This window comes from Hyphomonas sp. TMED31 (assembly GCF_002172815.1).
GTDB lineage: Bacteria > Pseudomonadota > Alphaproteobacteria > Caulobacterales > Hyphomonadaceae > Hyphomonas > Hyphomonas atlantica.
The window spans coordinates 1-15,999 of sequence record NZ_NHCK01000086.1; the positions used below are offsets into that span (position 1 = coordinate 1).

The window sequence follows — 15,999 nt, forward strand, 5'->3', positions numbered from 1 at the left end:
TGGAGACGAGGCGTGGCCGCAATTCAGGTTTCACACCGGGCGCAGACGGGGCCTGGGCCTCGAGCGACTCCAGCAAGGATCGCAGATCCTGCTCCTTCGCGCCGATTTCTGCCGCCCGGGCCTTCAGCGCAGCGATGTCTCCGGACAAGTCTTCGAAATTGCCGCGCTTGGCTGCGGCCAGCCGCTCGATCTCGACTTGTTTCAGCGCAAGGGTGGCCTCCGCTGCTTCCAGTCTCGCCTTTTCGCCCCGGATACGCCGCTCCAGTTCGTTCAGCCATTCGATTTCGGTTGCTAGTTCTTCTGATTGGGAGGCAAGACGCGGCGTCGTTTCGCTCATCAGAATCGCACGGCGCACAGCGGTATTTGCCTTATTGGGGGATACAATCAGCGCAGGTGGCTTGCGCCTGTTCGATGCGGCGAGCGCGGCAAGCAGATCTTCAAGTGCCTGCCGGTTCTCAAGCAATTTCATTTGCGCCGACACACGCCGCGTCCCGAGATCGATCAGGGATTTTTCGGCACTCGAAGCCTGTTCTTCCCGGCGCTGGGATTCCATTGCCGCCGCGATCAGCTGCGTATCAATATTCTTGATGTCGCTGAGGGCTGTCTCGCCAGCGCTTTCGAGCGCCTCCAGCTTGCGCTCTGCCGCAACGCGCTCAGCTTCCAGCGCGTCGAGCTCTTCACGCGAAAACGTCTCCGGCATCGCCGCCGTCAGGGCGAACGCAGAAAACAGGAACACAAGAGACCGGCACGTCGCGCGCATCCTGCCCTTATCGCAGCTGGTCATGACTTCAATATTAACCAAGTTGCCTCAACGCTGCCTCGATTGCTGTCAGCTCATCCGACACCAAAGCGCAATGGACGGCGTAGTCAGATGGATCAAAGGCTGGCGCAACTTCCAGGAAATGCCGGATCAGGATCACGCAAGTGTTCGCGTCTCCCACGATAGACGCCGCGCGGTCCCCTGCCCCTCCGTGAAGCACATCATTTCGATAGGCCGCCAGTCTCAAGACCGCTTCGATCTGGCGCGCCGTTGCCGGCAATTGTTCCGGCGGCAGCAGAAACTCGTCAGAGCGAGCGCGGCGCAGCAACAGTTTCAAAGGCGCCACCTTCGTCGGCGACTTCAGGTCCAGCGTGTCGGCATCGTTTGCCGTCTCATAGGCTGACAGCGCCGCGATGGCTGCGCATTTCAGCGCAGTAACAAGACCGACGCTCACCCAACGCCAGCGCTCCGGGTCGCGCTCGACCTCAGCCACTTCCCGCCTCGCCAGTTTCAGCGCCTCCAAGGCACCTGCCAGAGCTGGCGTGATCTTGTCAGCAGCCGCCACGCGAGGCGCCTATTCTGTGCCCACTGGGCTCATCGGCTCGTTTCGGAAATTCCAGCCTGTGTCGGCTGCGATATAGGTGAACGCCGCGTACACAGCCACGTTCTGGCGGAACTCCTCGGCGTCGATCTTGTCGAAAGTGTCGTCTGGCGTGTGGTGATAGTCGAAATAGTCACGGCCGTCCTGACCGGGCGTTACGACTGGCACCCCTGCCCGGCGCAACACGCCGATGTCCGGCCCGCCACCAGCGGCATTGTCACCTGGCGAAACACCCAGAGGCATCAGAACCTCTTTCATGATCGCCGCATAGGGCAAAGCAGAGTCGCCAAAATTCGTCTGGAACCGCCAGATGCGCCCTGCCCCGAAATCGCTTTCAGCTGCCAGTACGTGCNGGTCGAGCTCCTCAGCATGCTGGCGGGCATATGCCGCGCCGCCGAACAGGCCGACCTCTTCTGAACCATAGAGAACCACACGGATCGTACGGCGCGGTTTGGTCGGCAGATCCGCGATCAGCTTTGCCGCACCGACAACGATGCCGCACCCGGCGCCATCGTCCAGTGCACCTGTGCCCAGATCCCAGCTATCGAGGTGGCATCCGATCAGGACGATCTCGTCTTTCAGGTCCGTTCCCTCGATTTCAGCAATCACATTTCCTGACGGCGCAGCATCGGCATACTCCACCCCGATATCCAGATTCACCGAGACAGGCCCCCGCGCGAGCAGGCGGGTCAGCTGGTCTGCATCCGGGCCGGAAAGCGCGGCTGCCGGNAGATCGCCAAGCGCGCCCTCGCGTGACATGCCGCCGGTATGGGGCATGCGACGCGGCTGGGTTCCCACAGACCGGATAAGACANGCGACACCGCCCTTTTCAGCCGCAGCCTTGGCGCAACCGCTACGCTTGCGCACGGCCAGCCCATAGCCCGCTCCATTCTGCGTCTTGTACATATGCTCGTCTATGAACGCGATCTTGCCTTTGATGGTGGCAGGGTCAGCGGCCTGCAGCTCCGCGAGCGATTCAAAACGCACAAGTTCCGCTTCCAGTCCGCCTTGCGGCGTCGCGCGGCTGCCGCCCAAGGCCGTGATGACGAGATCCTGTGCATTTGGCCCGGTAACGCGCGCACTTTCCCGCGTCCGTGCCCAGTACGGAATGGTGAAGTCTTCCACGCGCACAGCGTCAAAGCCCAGCTCCTTGAGTTCATTGATCGACCAGACACGCGCCCGCGCCTCATCAGGCGATCCGGCGAGCCTGGCGCCGATCTCCGTGGTCAGATCCTCGACGAATTTCAGGCCGACATCATCCNGAAGGCCGGCATCGATCAGGCCTTGCGTGGTCGCGGCAATGTCTTCCGGAAGCGCAACGTCCTGCGCCAGTGATGCCTGCCCACACAGTATCCACGCGCTCGCAAGCACACTCGCNATTGCCCTGNGGTNCTTCATCGCTTTCCTCCTGCCAGTCCCACGTNGCATGAAGCTTACAAGGCAAGACGGCGCGATGAACACCCCTCTCCTAGAGTTGGGCTGCAATATGCAGCACGATCTCCATGGCGGGCCGGTCCTTGTAACTCTCTTCGCGCAGAACAGCGCGGACCGAGCGATCGGTGTCCACGAAGAAGATCGCCGGGTGCGGCACGCCATAGTAGCGAGAACCGGGAGTCATCCCCTCATTGAGGAGGTTAAAGTCCTTGATGGCCTGAGACTCCGGATCGGATGCGAATTCATAAGAAAGGCCATGCTTTTCCGAGAACTCAGCCAGCAACTCGGAATCATCATAGGAAACTGCCACGAGCGGCCATCCTAGCTCAGACAATTCCCCTGCAATTTCGTCGATCTGCTTCAGTTGTTTCTGGCAATAAGGACACCAGTCTACCGACCGGACAAACACAATTGCGGCGCCCTTCTCCCCCATCAGTTCAGGCAGGTCAGCAATGACCCCATCCGCGCGAACCAGTTCGACATGCGGAACAGTCTGACCGATGGCGAGGCCGACATCCGGCGTGGGGATGGCAGGCGCAGTCGCGCTTTCCTCTGCGTGCATCTCGACAGTTTCGCGCGCGCTTGCGGGTAAGGCGGTCAAAGCGATTGCGAGGCTGNGCAGAATTGTACGGATCATGGGNCGTCTCCTGAAATCTCCGATGAGGCTTAAGCGCCCGGAACGCCGCTGGCGAGACGAAATGCCCNCACCTCACAGAGGCTTGATCAGGCGTGAGCGCGACGCGCCCGCCACTCATCGGCCGTTTGTCCGTAGACATCCCACATCATGCCNTCGAAAGGTGGCGGAGTCTTTTCCTTGCGCAGATACCGGCTGCCAAGGCGTTCTGCCACGCGGATGGAGCCCACATTCTCCGGCAGGATTGTGTGAATGATCTCGGTCCAGCCGAGGATATCGACCACATAGTCCATCGCNGCCGACGCNCCCTCAGTGGCGTAGCCCTTCCCCCANGCCNAGCGCGCAAGCCCCCAGCCAATCTCGGTACCGGGCCATCCAGCCGGACGCCACGGCCCGAGCCTGCCAACCCANGCACCTGTCGACTTCTCGATCACAGANAACATGGAGANNCCTTCGATCGTCCACGCGCCCGCCATGCCGCAGACAGACCGCCAGGTCAGTTCAGGCCCCTGAACGCCGCCGAGGTGCGCCATGACTTCTGGATCGGAATGAAAGGCATTCCAGGCNGGTAGATCTTCTTTGGCCGGAGGTCGCAGGACGAGACGTTCCGTCTCCAGGATTGGACCAATCGCCATGACAATCTCCCTCTGCGGCACAATGAAAAAAAGCCCCGCCTTGCAGGCGGGGCTTCATCTAAATGCGTTACGCCGATCTGACTAGTCGCGGCCCGACATGATGGCGAGCAGGAACTGGAACATGTTCACGAAATCCAGGTACAGGCTGAGTGCACCGAACGTGGTGGCAACNGCCATTGCGCGGGCATTGCCGGCAATCTGGAAGTACATGTTCTTCAGGCGTTGCGTGTCNTAGGCGGTGAGGCCAGCAAATACGAGCAGACCGACCACGGANATCACCATGTGGAACATGCTCGACTTGAAGATGAACATGTTCAGGACCGACGCCACGATCACGCCAATGACGCCCATGATCAGGAATACGCCGAGTCCGGAAAGGTCACGTTTGGTTGTGTAGCCGTAGAGCGACAGGCCCCCGAACGCGATGGCCGTGGTCAGGAAAGCCTTTGACACGATCAACATGCCGTCCGGCTGGCGCGCGTACACATAGACGATAGCGCCCATGCCGACACCAATCAGCGAGACGACCGACCAGTAGACGAGATTGGCCGCCGTCGGCGACGGATTCTTCATCACAAAGCCGGACAGAAGCAGGATTGCCAGCGGGGCAAACATGATGACAAGGCCGATCGGCCCGGTCAGAAGTGTGAGGGTGACGCTTTCCGGTACGAGCGCACCGAAGGCATAGGCCAGCGCCGCAGTCAGCAGCAGGCCGAGCGCCATCTTGTTGTAGACGCCCAGCATGAAGCTGCGCAGGCCCTCATTGACCGACATGTCCATCGTCTGGCCAGTCGGCCNCGGCGAATAGGCACGATTAAAGTCATTCATAGGTAGATTACCCTTTCTGTGTGATCGGCGGGGATTTCCCCGCCAAACTTACTGTGAATATGGGTGAGACCAGCGATTTTCGCAAGCTGAACCGGTAGATGANCCGAACGGGCTTTTCAGGCCTGCAAAGTCCCACCACACATCAAAAGGCCAGCGTAATTNGCAGAAACTGCTAGTAATTGATACTGTTTGATTGATTTCCGCCTAATCAAAGCTTCAAACGAGTAGTATTCGCTATTTAGTGCTGCTCTCAACTTCGTGTTGTCCATTGACTTGGTTTTGACCAAGGTTAATTTTCGTGTTCTGGCGCATTTCCAACAGTGGGGGCGCTTAGAATGAAGGGGACGTAAATGGCAGACGCATCAGAATATGCCGAAAATATCAAGAAATATGCGAACGGTTACAATCAGGCCGCCGCTGAAAAAATCGTGGGACGTTTGGGAATTGCTCTTCGCAATCGGGATAGCTCGATTGTGGCGTGCAGCGATTCNGGTGAACTGGACCGCATCCGGGAAAAGTGGTGCCGTGGCAAGCTGGGGCTGCCGCACACACAGGGCGAGTTGGACGACGCGATCAAGGCTGTTTGCGACAAGATGAGCGCTGAAGGCGGAAACAAATCCCGCGTCACGTTCTACTACCTGCTGGCCGAACATTTCGGCAAGCTGGACGCATTGGCCGGCTGATACTGCCGACAATCAATCTTCCTGGAAGCCCGGCCCGCGCGCCGGGTTTTCTTTTTGCGCAGAACAGGCTTCAACCCAGTCATGTATAGATTGTTTGCTGCCATTGCCGTCCCGGACCAGCTCCATCCCGGCTTGATGGAAACTCAGACCGGGCTTTCCGGCGCGAGCTGGCGACCGGAAGAAAATTTCCACATCACGCTCCGCTTTTTCGGAGACGTCTCGCATACGGACGCACGGGATCTCGACGAGCTGCTCGCCGCCATCTCTTGTNCGCCGTTTGAATTGTCCCTCGAAGGCATGGGCTGGTTTGGACGCCGGGAACCATCAGCGGTCTGGGCCCGTGTGCGAGAAAGTGATCCCTTGCGCGCGCTCTCTGCCAAGTGCGATCAGGCGGCACGGCGTCTCGGCCTGCCATTGGATCGTCGCCCGTTCACGCCCCACGTGACCCTTGCCTATCTGCACGGCACGCCACTGGACGAGACCCGCGTCTGGGTCGAACGCCACCACGCCTATCGCAGCGGATCCTTCTGGGTAGAAGGCTTCCACCTCTACTCCAGCCACATGGGCAACGGCCCCAGCCGATATGTCGCGGAAGCTGACTACATACTGGAGTGACCCTGCGTCGCAGCGACTGACATAGATTAGTGCAGCCAAGAAAGTTCCTGATATGTTCTCATATCAACAGGAGCAGGATCATGGCGCGCCGCACCCTTATTCAGAAACTGGAAATTCTCGCAGACGCGGCAAAGTACGACGCGTCATGCGCGTCATCCGGATCAAGGAAACGAAACTCGGTTGGCACGAACGGGATTGGCTCAACAGAAGGCATGGGGATTTGCCACTCCTATGCCCCTGATGGTCGTTGCATATCACTGCTGAAAATACTGCTGACGAATTTTTGCATCTTCGACTGCCGCTACTGCATCAATCGGTCGTCTTCGAACGTACAACGCGAGCGGTTTTCCGTTAAAGAAGTCGTCAAACTGACCCTCGACTTCTACAAACGCAACTATATTGAAGGGCTCTTTCTCTCCTCCGGAATTATCCGTTCGCCGAATTACACAATGGAGCAATTGCTGGAGGTGGCCCGCAGCCTTCGCGAGGATCATGGCTTTCGCGGCTACATCCACTTGAAAACGATCGCCGAGGCAGATCCGGAACTGATCCGGCTGGCCGGCAAACATGCGGACCGATTGTCGGTGAATGTGGAGCTGCCATCCGAACAGGGACTGACGCACTACGCCCCGGAGAAAAGCGGACAGACCATTCGCAAGGCGATGGCGGATATCCGCTATGAGATTGATAACGTAAAGGACGCGAAAGCCAGCCGTATCCTGAAACGCGCAAAACCTCCGGCGTTTGCGCCCGGTGGACAATCCACACAAATGATTGTCGGCGCAGATGCCTCCAGTGACGCCGACATTCTCAACTCCTCCGCCCGGCTCTATGCGGGCTATGGCCTGAAGCGCGTCTATTATTCCGCCTACAGCCCGGTTCCAGACGCCAGCGCGGACCTACCGCCCATCCGCCCTCCCCTGATCCGGGAACACCGGCTTTACCAGGCCGATTGGATGTTCCGTTTCTATGGGTTCACGACGGCGGAAATCACATCGGTTGCTGACAATGGCATGCTGGACCTCGACGTGGACCCGAAGCTCTCCTGGGCCCTGCGGAATCGCGGCCTGTTCCCGATGGATATCAACCGGGCGAGCTATCAGGAGTTGCTACGCATACCGGGCCTGGGCCCAACCAGTGCCAAACGCATCGTCGCCGCGCGGCGCCACACCCGGCTGACATTAGATGATCTCGGCCGAATCGTTCGCAGCCTGAAAACTGTTCGCCCCTTCATTACGGCATCCGGATGGTCACCCGGAAAGCTGACAGATACGGCGGACCTGAAGCAGCGATTCCTTCCAGCGCCCAAGCAGCTGGACCTGTTCACATGATCGCCGCCGAGTTGGAACATGAAACGGATTTCGAAGGATGGCGACGACTCGCACGCGGCCTTCTAGCCGAAGCCATTGCTCCGGATGCGGTCGACTGGAAGATACAGGGCGCACCCAGCGATCTCTTGTCCGCTGCCACATTCCAAACATCCGCCGCCAAGCCGGCATCTCCGATGCGCGTTTCAAAGCGCTTCATAGATTTGGCGCGCCGCACCATTTGTCATACCGACCCGCAGCGATTTGCCCGTCTCTATCGCATTCTGTTCCGCCTGCAGGCGCGCACATTGCACATTGATCAGATAACAGACGATGACATTCGCTGGCTCATGTCCAGCGACAAGGCGGTACGCCGGGATATCCACAAGACCCATGCCTTTGTCCGGTTCCGGGAGACGGGAACCGATCCAGATGGTCGGGAGACCTTCGCGGCGTGGTTCGAGCCGACCCATCGCACGCTGGAGCTTAGCGCGCCCTTCTTCCAGCGCCGGTTTCCAAACATGGACTGGATTATCGTCACGCCGGACCGAACCGCCTGTTGGGATGGGCGCTCACTACGCTTCAGCGAGGGTGGCCAGCGATCCGACGTTCCGCCAGATGACGCCGTGGAGGACCAATGGCGCACCTATTTCCGCTCCATCTTCAATCCGGCGCGCTTGAAGATCAGTGCGATGACATCGGAAATGCCACGAAAGTACTGGAAGAATTTGCCGGAAGCGGATTTGATCCCCGAACTGATCGCGACGGCGCCGACCCGAGCCCGCTCCATGCAGGCTCAGCCGCTCCAAGCCCCCAATCCGCTGGCCACACATCTGGACCGCCAACGCGCCGCTCAAGCCGCCCCTGCCCCGACGCTGGAAACGTTCGCCGGAATCCGCTCGGCAATCTCTGCGTGCCAGCGGTGTCCGCTCTACAAGGACGCATCCCAAAGCGTGCCGGGCGAAGGGCCTGAAGACGCACGATTGATGATCGTGGGAGAGCAACCTGGCGATCAGGAAGACNTTGCCGGACGCCCCTTCATGGGGCCTGCCGGACAATTGCTCGACACGATGCTGGCCGAAGCCGGGCTGGACAGGGGCGCGGCCTATGTCACCAATGCCGTCAAGCATTTCAAATTCACGCCGCGCGGCAAGCGACGCATGCACCAGCGGCCAAATGCCGGAGAAATCGATACATGTCGCTGGTGGCTCGACCTGGAACGCCAGCAGGTTCAACCGGATCTGATCATNGCGCTTGGCGCAAGCGCTGCACGAGGCGTGCTCGGTCACTCAGTCAAAATATCAGATGTGCGCGGAAAAATTCAGCNNGTCCCCGGCGGGGCATCCTTGCTCGTGACGGTCCATCCCGCCTATCTCCTCCGCCTGCCAGACGCGGACCGCGCCCTGACCGAACGCCAACATTTCGCGCAGGATCTACTAATGGCACGCTCATTTCTGAACGGCGCCGTGAAGGGAACGAATTGCCGGGAAGAAAATGGTGCCGCTAAGGTGACTTGAACACCTGACCCCCGCATTACGAATGCGATGCTCTACCAGCTGAGCTATAGCGGCTTAAGNCCATTTNTGAAGNCNCGCCTCATACCGGTAGANGCNNCTNGGATTTCGCAAGACGCTTTTGTAGCTGTCCCTGCTGACCGGCGCGCCGGGCGTCAGTCGTCGTCGGTTACATAGTCAAGCGGCGGCATGCGTCGCTCATCCGGGGCCTTGGGCGTGGCGACATCGTCTTCCTCGCCCGGTGCTGGCAGGGCAACGACGCGGCCTGCTTCGAGCTCTCGCCCGAAGGATTCATAGCGCGGATGTACCAGGTCCCCGACATCGCCAAAGGCATACACTAGACGGCTCCAGTCTCTCTGGGAAAAGTCAAACGCCATCCCCTTCGGATCGAGGTCTGACCAGTCCGGCTCGCGCGAGGCTGAGACGGCCATCCGGCCCCAACGATCCGCTTCAGACGTATCGCCATAGCCTTTGAGCGCGCGTTCCATGAGCAGGCAGAGACGTGCTGTCGGCTTTTCCTCGACCAGCAGCGCCAGCGCCTTGATGGCAGCGGTCCAGTCCGCGGCATCCATCGACAGTTCAGCCTCAAGGATCCGGCTCTCGCGATGCTGTGGATTGGAATTGATCAGCGTCTTCAGGCGAGCCGCAATATTCTCTGGCGTGTCTTGGGGCACAAGACGGCGGGACAATTGCGCCAATGCCGGGTGCGGGCGCGCTTTCCAGCCGGTTTCCAGCACGGTCTGCGCCGATTTGGCCTTGTCATCCGTCATCAACTGCCGTGCGCCATGCCAGGCTGCCGGCGAAAAGGCTGGCGCCGAGCGCAGCGCTTCGGCAAGTTCCTTCTGCGCCTCCAGCTTGCTGCCAAGCGGCAAGCCGACGGCGCGGGCCGTATGCAACACGGCGCGGCGACGTCGCAGACTGTCGCCCTTGATCAGGCCGCGCTTCTCGCCAATCGACAGGGTTTCGAGCGCCTTGGTCCATTCGCCCCGCGATACCTGGAGATCAAACAGCGAATTGAAGGGCCAGTCGGCATTGGACTTGATGCCCAGCGCTTCGCGGGCGCGTGCTTCGGCCGTTTGCTGATCGCCGCGCTCGGCCGCTGCAGTGGCAGACCCGCGCAGGCCAGCGAGTTGCCCGCCCGGAAGGCGCGTCAGCTGGCCCCAGGCGCGTTCAGCCCCGGCCCAATCATCATTCGCTTCAGCAGCGCGCGCTTCGAGCAGCAATTGCAACCGCTCATCATCGGCATGCTTGGCCGCCTTTCTGGCAAGCTTCAGAGCTGTATTGGCATCGCCTGCCTCGGCGGCGAGCAGGCCTTCCGTCAACGCAGAGTTCGCCTTGCGCGTGCGCGACACCTGGCGGTTCTTTCCTATCTTGCCGGGCAGAATGAACAGGCCGCTGACGATCCACCACACGAAGGCGATCACCCCGCCCAATATCAGCAACAGGAAGGCTGCCAGGCCCGACTGGACCGATATCTCCTGTTCGCCATACGGGAATGTGACAGCCCCCGGCAGAGATAACGCCCACCAGGCAAATGTCGCAGCGACTGCAAACAGCAGCAGGATCAGGACAAACAGGACAATCCGGTTCATGGGGCGCTATTGTTTCCTTCAAGCAGGCGCTGTTGCAAGCTTTCGAGCGCCGTTTCCAAAGTGATGCGACGGTTTGCCTGTTCGGTCCAGTCAGCCATCTCGGACGCTGGGGCGCCGTCCAGCCGCTCGACCAGGGCAAGTGCCTCAGCGATCTCGCCTGCTGCCAGGGTCTCCTCGGCGCGCGCGAGAATCGCTTGCGGATCGCTGTCTTCACCGTCAATTCGGCGAACGCTGACTGCGTCCCCGAAAGCACGATTGAGCCAGGACAGCCCCTCTCCTCCGCCAGACAGAGCCGCCTCCGCGCGGCCTTTCGCTGCCTCGAAAGAGGTCTGCAGCTCAGCGACTGTGGGGGCACCATCATCAGCGATGGGCGTTAGCTGGCGCACAGAAGCGTCATTTGGAAACTGCGACCTCAGTGTCCGCAATTCGGGCGCAAAGCCGCCACCCCTGCGCGAGGCGGCCTCTATGGAAGATACCGCGCGCGCAACCTCCGCCGTTTGCACGGCCGCTTCCGCCGCGCCACGGGCCTTGGCCTCATCCTGCCGCATGCCTTCGATCAATCCGGCCAATTGTTCGGCATCCTGACGGCTGGAGAGTTTCGCCTCATTCAGATCATCACGCAGTTCCGCGAGCTGTGTTTCGAGCTCGATAACCCGCTCGACCTCAACGCCGTCCGGCGCTTCCTGCAATTGTTCCACCGATTGAGCCATGCGGTTCAGGCGGGTTTCGAGGCTGGCGACAGAACGCGACAAGTCTTCGGGGCTGACATCGCCCGAAGTGTCGACAGATTCCAGCGCCGCGACCCGTTGCGCTAGCTCCTGCAAGGCCTGATCGTCCACCTGACCGTCGGAAGCCGGATCGCGATCCGATAGCGCCTCAACCTCGGATGAGAGCGCCGCCAGATTGGTGCCCAGCCCATCCTGCTCCCGAATGGTTCGGGCAAGCCTGATGGAAATCTCCTCCTGACCGGCCTTCATCTCATCGAGTCGGCTTTCGACCATGCCGGGATTGGTTGAGGTATCCGCGATATAGCGTGTGCCCGCCATGCCGAGTATGCCGCCCAGTCCCGCCGCGAACAGGGACAGGATGGTTGCGCCCAGCCAGCCCGGTCCAGCAGACAAGCCACGCTTTCCACTCGCTGCCCCTTCGGGCGCTGGCTCGAAATCCGCATCTATTGGCTCGCTCGTGCCAATCGGATCGTCGTCAGGTGTGGCGTTTTCAGTCATGAATCCTGCTTTCCCTTCAGACGGGAGTTTCCGCCACATTCGCACAGACTATGGCGCCGATCAAAGCCCTTTGCTGGCCTCGCACAGCGCGGCGACAAGCGCGTCTTCATTCGGCCTGTCCGCTGCAATAATGCGGGATGCGCCAAGCGGTTTCAGCGGAGCTGCTGCGGCCTCCGAAATCGCAATCATTGTCCACGCTTCAGAGGCAAGCCCCATGGCAAGATCCACGAATGCGGTCGCCGCTTTCGCGGAGTGGATAAGCACAATCGCCTCCTCCCCTGAGCGCAAGGCATCGCTTGCCTCTTCCGAAAACGCCTGTGCGGGCACTGTCTCATACAAGGGCAAAAATCTCGCGTTGCGCCCGGCAGCCTTCAGGGTGGCCACCAAATTCCCGGCAGCGGCATCATTGGCCACATGCAGGAAGCCATCACCCTGATCTTCGGACGACAGGATCAGGCGGGCCAGATCGTCCGCATTGCCATCACCGGCGATAATCTTCTGGAATCCCGCGTCTTCAGCGGCGGCTGTGGTCGCGGGCCCGACACACCAAGCCGACACGTCAGCGACCTGCTCCGTGATCCCGCCAACAGCATCGACAAAATAGCGGACACCATTCGCACTGGTGAAAACGAGATTGTAAATTCCGCCCAGATCTGGCGCCACCGCATTCAACGGGCGCAAGGTCAGCATGGGGGACAGGATCGGGCTTAGCCCCTGCTCGCGCACACGCGCGACCGTTTCGGACGCGCCCGGCTCGGCCCGCGTCACGATGACGGGGGGCTTCACCATGCGCCACCAAAGGCCGGGAGCTCTCCCCCTGCCGCATCTTTGATCTTGCCCGCAAGCTCTGCCCCGAGCGCGGCGAGCGCATCCCGCGACGCATTCTTCGCGCAAGATCCGCTTGCGGACCAAGTCTGCTTGCCGTCCAGCGACAGAACTTCGCCCCGCATGAACCAGGTCTCGCCTTCGTCAAACGTATGCGCCGCGATAGGGGTCCGGCAACTTCCATCCAGCGCGGCCAGAAAGGCGCGCTCGATATGTGCGGCTGCCTCGGTCGGCGCGTGGTTCATCTTTGCAAAGGCCGCCGCCGCATCCTCTGGCAGGTCTTCCCGTGCCACGACACCGACGATGCCCTGTCCCGCTGCCGGTAGCATGTCGTCAAGCGGAATGGGATTGGCGAGATGTGCCATGCCGAGACGGGTCAGGCCCGCCATGGCGAGATACGTCGCGTCCGCCAGGCCGTCTTCGAGCTTGCGCATGCGTGTGGCGACATTGCCCCGGAAGGTCACGATCTCGACATCGGGGCGCTGGGCCAGTGTCTGCGCCTCCCGGCGGAGAGAGGCAGTCCCGACCCGCGCACCCTGTTTCAGGTCGGCGAGAGATTTCGCATGCGGCGACAGGAAGCCCTCGCGCGGATCTTCGCGTTCCGGAAACGCCACAAATCGCTGCCCGTCAGGCAACACAGACGGCACGTCTTTCAGGCTATGCACCGTGACATCGACCTCGCCACGATCCAGCGCCGCATCGAGTTCGCGGGTGAACAGGCCCTTGCCGCCCGCATCAATCAGCCGCTCGGTTGTCAATTGGTCGCCGGATGTCGTGAACGTCACGATCTCTCCACGCCAAGCGCCGCCGGAATGGATTTCGAGCGCCGCCGCCACTTGCCGCGCCTGCACAAGCGCCAGGGGAGATCCCCGCGTGCCGACACGGAGGACGCGCTGGTCATTGCGGGAAGTATCATCAGGAGAAATACGTGGATCAGTCATCCCCCTCCCCTAACGCCCATAAAGGCACTTGCCAATTGACACAGCGCCGCGGAAAGGAATACCAAGTCTTATCGTTATTCGAGAAAAATTTTCCGGAGTTCCCTCATGATCAAGCAAACCGCCACCGCGATTGCCCTTGCCCTCGCGCTGACCGCGTGCGGCCCAACCACGCCAGCCGCCGAACCGGACAAGCCCGAAATCACCGCCGAGGAGATGGCCGCGAACGGGGAACGCCTGAATGCCTGGTTCGACGCCAAGTATGAAGAAGAGCTGCAATTCAGCCCGGTTGGCCTGACATTTCTCGGCCGGAAGGACAAGAATGACCAGATCGATTGCTTCACCATCGAATGCTACAAGGAGCAGCTCGCCTGGCGCGTGGCCGCGACCGAAGAGATGGAGCGCGAGTTCGACTATGACGCGCTCTCACCCGCCGACAAGATTTCCTACGACATCTGGAAGTACCAGACCGAGCAAGAAGTCGCTGGCGACGCATACCTCTACAATGGCTATGTCTTTGATCAGATGAACGGACCGCAGGGCTTTGTCCCGACCTTCTTGATCAATTTCCATTCCGTGGACTCCGTGGAAGATCTGGACGCGCTGATCACCCGGATCAGCGAAAGTGGCCGCGCCATGAACGAAGCCATTGATCTGGCGCGCGAGTCTGCTGCGCGCGGCGTGCATGCGCCGAAATTCGCCTATGAAGGCGTGATCGACCAGTCGCAGAAAGTCATCACTGGCGCGCCGTTTACAGAGGGCGAAGACAGCGCCTTGTACGCGGACGTGAAGTCTGAAATTGCCAAGCTGAAAGAGTCCGGTGACCTGACCGAGGAAGAGGCGGACGCCAAGCTGGAACAAGCCCGCATCGCCCTCGTCGACTACTTCCTGCCCGCCTATGAAGCGATCATCGCCTTTGCCGAGGAAGACATGGCGAATTCGCCAGACTCCGACAAACCGGTCGGTGCGGACACGCAACCGGATGGCAAGGCATATTACAATCACCTCCTCGCCACGCAGACGACAACGAACCTGACCGCTGACGAGATCCACGAGATCGGCCTCAAGGAAGTGGCACGCATCCACGAAGAAATGGAAGCCATCAAGCAGGAAGTCGGTTTCGAAGGCACGTTGCAGGAATTCTTCACGATGCTGCGCGATTCCAAGGATGATGAGCGCTTCTACTATCCGAATACGGATGAGGGGCGTCAGGCCTATATCGACGACGCGACCCGCGACATCGAGAACATCAAGGAGAATTTGCCGGAATTCTTCGGTATCCTGCCGAAGGCCGACCTCGTCGTGAAGCGCGTGGAGCCGTTCCGTGAGCAGGATGGCGCAGCCCAGCACTACTATCCGGGCACGCCCGATGGCACGCGCCCTGGCATATACTATGCTCACCTTTCCGACATGACAGCGATGCCGAAGCGCGAACTGGAAGTGATCGCCTATCATGAGGGCATTCCGGGTCACCACATGCAGATCTCCATCGCGCAGGAACTGGAAGGCGTGCCGCAATTCCGTACCCAGGCCGGCTTCACCGCCTATATCGAAGGCTGGGCGCTTTATTCCGAATGGCTCGCCACGGAATTCCCGGACACCTACCAGAACCCCTACTCCGATTTCGGCCGGCTCGGCTCTGAAATCTGGCGCGCCATCCGGCTTGTCGTGGACACCGGGCTTCACTCCAAGGGCTGGACTGAGGAAGAAGCAGTCCAATACTTCCTGAACAATACAGCCATCACAGAGGCGCAGGCCCGCTCGGAGATCCAGCGCTACATCGTGATGCCGGGACAGGCGACCAGTTACAAGATCGGCATGATGAAGATCCAGCAGCTGCGCAAGAAGGCCGAAGACGAACTGGGCGACAAGTTCGACATCAAGGGCTTCCACGACACGGTTCTGGGTGGCGGTGCCATGCCACTGGAAATCCTCGAACGCAGGGTCGACCAGTGGATCGCGGAACAACAGGCGGCGTAATCTCCGCTGGAACCTGATCGTCCAACCGGGCGACGCGAGGGCAGGGCTTGCTTGAGGCAGGCCCTGCCCTACGCTTTTGGGCAGGGAGAAAACGCCATGAATCTAGACTTCAGCCCAGAGACCGAAACCTTTCGGCAGACGGTCCGCCGCTTCTTCGAGACCGAATTTCCGAAGGACATCATCGAGAAGAACCGCGCAGGGCTTGCCCTGAACACAGCAGAAGTCCGCCGGTCCGAAATGGCGCTCGGCGCAAAGGGCTGGCTCGCCAGTGCGTGGCCGGAGGAATATGGCGGCCCCGGCTGGTCGGTCGAGGAGCAATACGTCTTNGACGANGANCTNGANCGCGCCGGCGTGCCGACCGTCACGCCGATGGGCGTCNTCTATGTCGGCCCNGTNATCTACACATTCGGNTCNGANGNNCAGAANG

15 protein-coding genes, 1 tRNA gene and 1 pseudogene (1 of these 17 only partly in view) are annotated in these 15,999 nt (G+C 60.5%); 6 read left to right on the forward strand and 11 right to left on the reverse strand.

Annotated elements, in window-relative coordinates; all coding sequences use genetic code 11:
• The 6 genes and pseudogenes from CBB91_RS12420 to CBB91_RS12445 all read right to left on the reverse strand — a co-directional run.
• Positions 1–784, reverse strand: a pseudogene (locus CBB91_RS12420) (hypothetical protein); the annotation flags it as partial.
• 10 nt (positions 785–794) lie between these two features.
• Positions 795–1,325: a hypothetical protein gene (locus CBB91_RS12425; protein WP_273014284.1), complete on the reverse strand. Its 531-nt coding sequence runs from the start codon at positions 1,323–1,325 to the stop codon at positions 795–797.
• Between the two features lie 9 nt (positions 1,326–1,334).
• Positions 1,335–2,759 carry a M28 family peptidase gene (locus tag CBB91_RS12430; RefSeq protein WP_273014285.1) on the reverse strand — a complete coding sequence of 475 codons (1,425 nt, stop codon included), beginning with the start codon at positions 2,757–2,759 and terminating at the stop codon, positions 1,335–1,337.
• A 70-nt stretch (positions 2,760–2,829) separates the two neighbouring features.
• Entirely contained in the window at positions 2,830–3,432 is a 603-nt protein-coding gene (locus tag CBB91_RS12435; protein ID WP_273014286.1) for a peroxiredoxin family protein, read from the reverse strand.
• Positions 3,433–3,518: 86 nt separating this feature from the next.
• Entirely contained in the window at positions 3,519–4,064 is a 546-nt protein-coding gene (locus CBB91_RS12440; RefSeq protein WP_273014287.1) for a GNAT family N-acetyltransferase, read from the reverse strand.
• 81 nt (positions 4,065–4,145) lie between these two features.
• A complete protein-coding gene (locus CBB91_RS12445; RefSeq protein WP_273014289.1) occupies positions 4,146–4,892 on the reverse strand; it encodes a Bax inhibitor-1/YccA family protein in 747 nt (248 codons plus the stop codon).
• Between the two features lie 350 nt (positions 4,893–5,242).
• On the opposite strand from CBB91_RS12445, the gene CBB91_RS12450 reads away from it, so the two are divergent.
• The 4 genes from CBB91_RS12450 (at position 5,243) to CBB91_RS12465 (ending at position 9,014) form a co-directional block, all read left to right on the forward strand.
• The gene (locus CBB91_RS12450; RefSeq protein ID WP_035547570.1) at positions 5,243–5,575 is read left to right on the forward strand and encodes a DUF2853 family protein; all 333 of its coding nucleotides are present in this window, start codon (positions 5,243–5,245) and stop codon (positions 5,573–5,575) included.
• Between the two features lie 81 nt (positions 5,576–5,656).
• On the forward strand, positions 5,657–6,190 hold the full coding sequence (thpR, locus tag CBB91_RS12455) for an RNA 2',3'-cyclic phosphodiesterase (RefSeq protein WP_273014291.1): 534 nt from the start codon (positions 5,657–5,659) through the stop codon (positions 6,188–6,190).
• A gap of 80 nt (positions 6,191–6,270) precedes the next feature.
• Complete coding sequence (locus tag CBB91_RS12460; RefSeq protein WP_273014292.1) at positions 6,271–7,521, forward strand: putative DNA modification/repair radical SAM protein; 1,251 nt, start codon at positions 6,271–6,273, stop codon at positions 7,519–7,521.
• Positions 7,518–9,014: a UdgX family uracil-DNA binding protein gene (locus CBB91_RS12465; RefSeq protein WP_273014294.1), complete on the forward strand. Its 1,497-nt coding sequence runs from the start codon at positions 7,518–7,520 to the stop codon at positions 9,012–9,014. The genes CBB91_RS12460 and CBB91_RS12465 overlap by 4 nt, the downstream gene beginning before the upstream one ends.
• Here CBB91_RS12465 and CBB91_RS12470 read toward each other — a convergent pair.
• The 5 genes from CBB91_RS12470 to hemC form a co-directional block, all read right to left on the reverse strand.
• Positions 8,993–9,068: transfer RNA gene (locus tag CBB91_RS12470), tRNA-Thr, on the reverse strand. The genes CBB91_RS12465 and CBB91_RS12470 overlap by 22 nt on opposite strands.
• A 98-nt stretch (positions 9,069–9,166) precedes the next feature.
• On the reverse strand, positions 9,167–10,603 hold the full coding sequence (locus CBB91_RS12475) for a heme biosynthesis HemY N-terminal domain-containing protein (RefSeq protein ID WP_273014296.1): 1,437 nt from the start codon (positions 10,601–10,603) through the stop codon (positions 9,167–9,169).
• Positions 10,600–11,829, reverse strand: coding sequence for a hypothetical protein (locus CBB91_RS12480; protein WP_273014298.1), 1,230 nt, complete (start codon positions 11,827–11,829; stop codon positions 10,600–10,602). The genes CBB91_RS12475 and CBB91_RS12480 overlap by 4 nt, the downstream gene beginning before the upstream one ends.
• A 60-nt stretch (positions 11,830–11,889) precedes the next feature.
• A complete protein-coding gene (locus CBB91_RS12485) occupies positions 11,890–12,618 on the reverse strand; it encodes a uroporphyrinogen-III synthase (RefSeq protein WP_273014300.1) in 729 nt (242 codons plus the stop codon).
• The gene (gene hemC, locus CBB91_RS12490; protein WP_273014301.1) at positions 12,612–13,595 is read right to left on the reverse strand and encodes a hydroxymethylbilane synthase; all 984 of its coding nucleotides are present in this window, start codon (positions 13,593–13,595) and stop codon (positions 12,612–12,614) included. The genes CBB91_RS12485 and hemC overlap by 7 nt, the downstream gene beginning before the upstream one ends.
• Positions 13,596–13,700: 105 nt before the next feature.
• Here hemC and CBB91_RS12495 point away from each other — a divergent pair, with 105 nt between their 5' ends.
• Entirely contained in the window at positions 13,701–15,572 is a 1,872-nt protein-coding gene (locus CBB91_RS12495; RefSeq protein WP_273014303.1) for a DUF885 domain-containing protein, read from the forward strand.
• A gap of 96 nt (positions 15,573–15,668) precedes the next feature.
• On the forward strand, positions 15,669–15,999 hold the 5' portion of the coding sequence (locus tag CBB91_RS12500) for an acyl-CoA dehydrogenase family protein (RefSeq protein ID WP_273014305.1). It continues 854 nt past the right edge of the window; only the first 331 of its 1,185 coding nucleotides appear in the window; the start codon lies at positions 15,669–15,671; its stop codon lies off the right edge, out of view.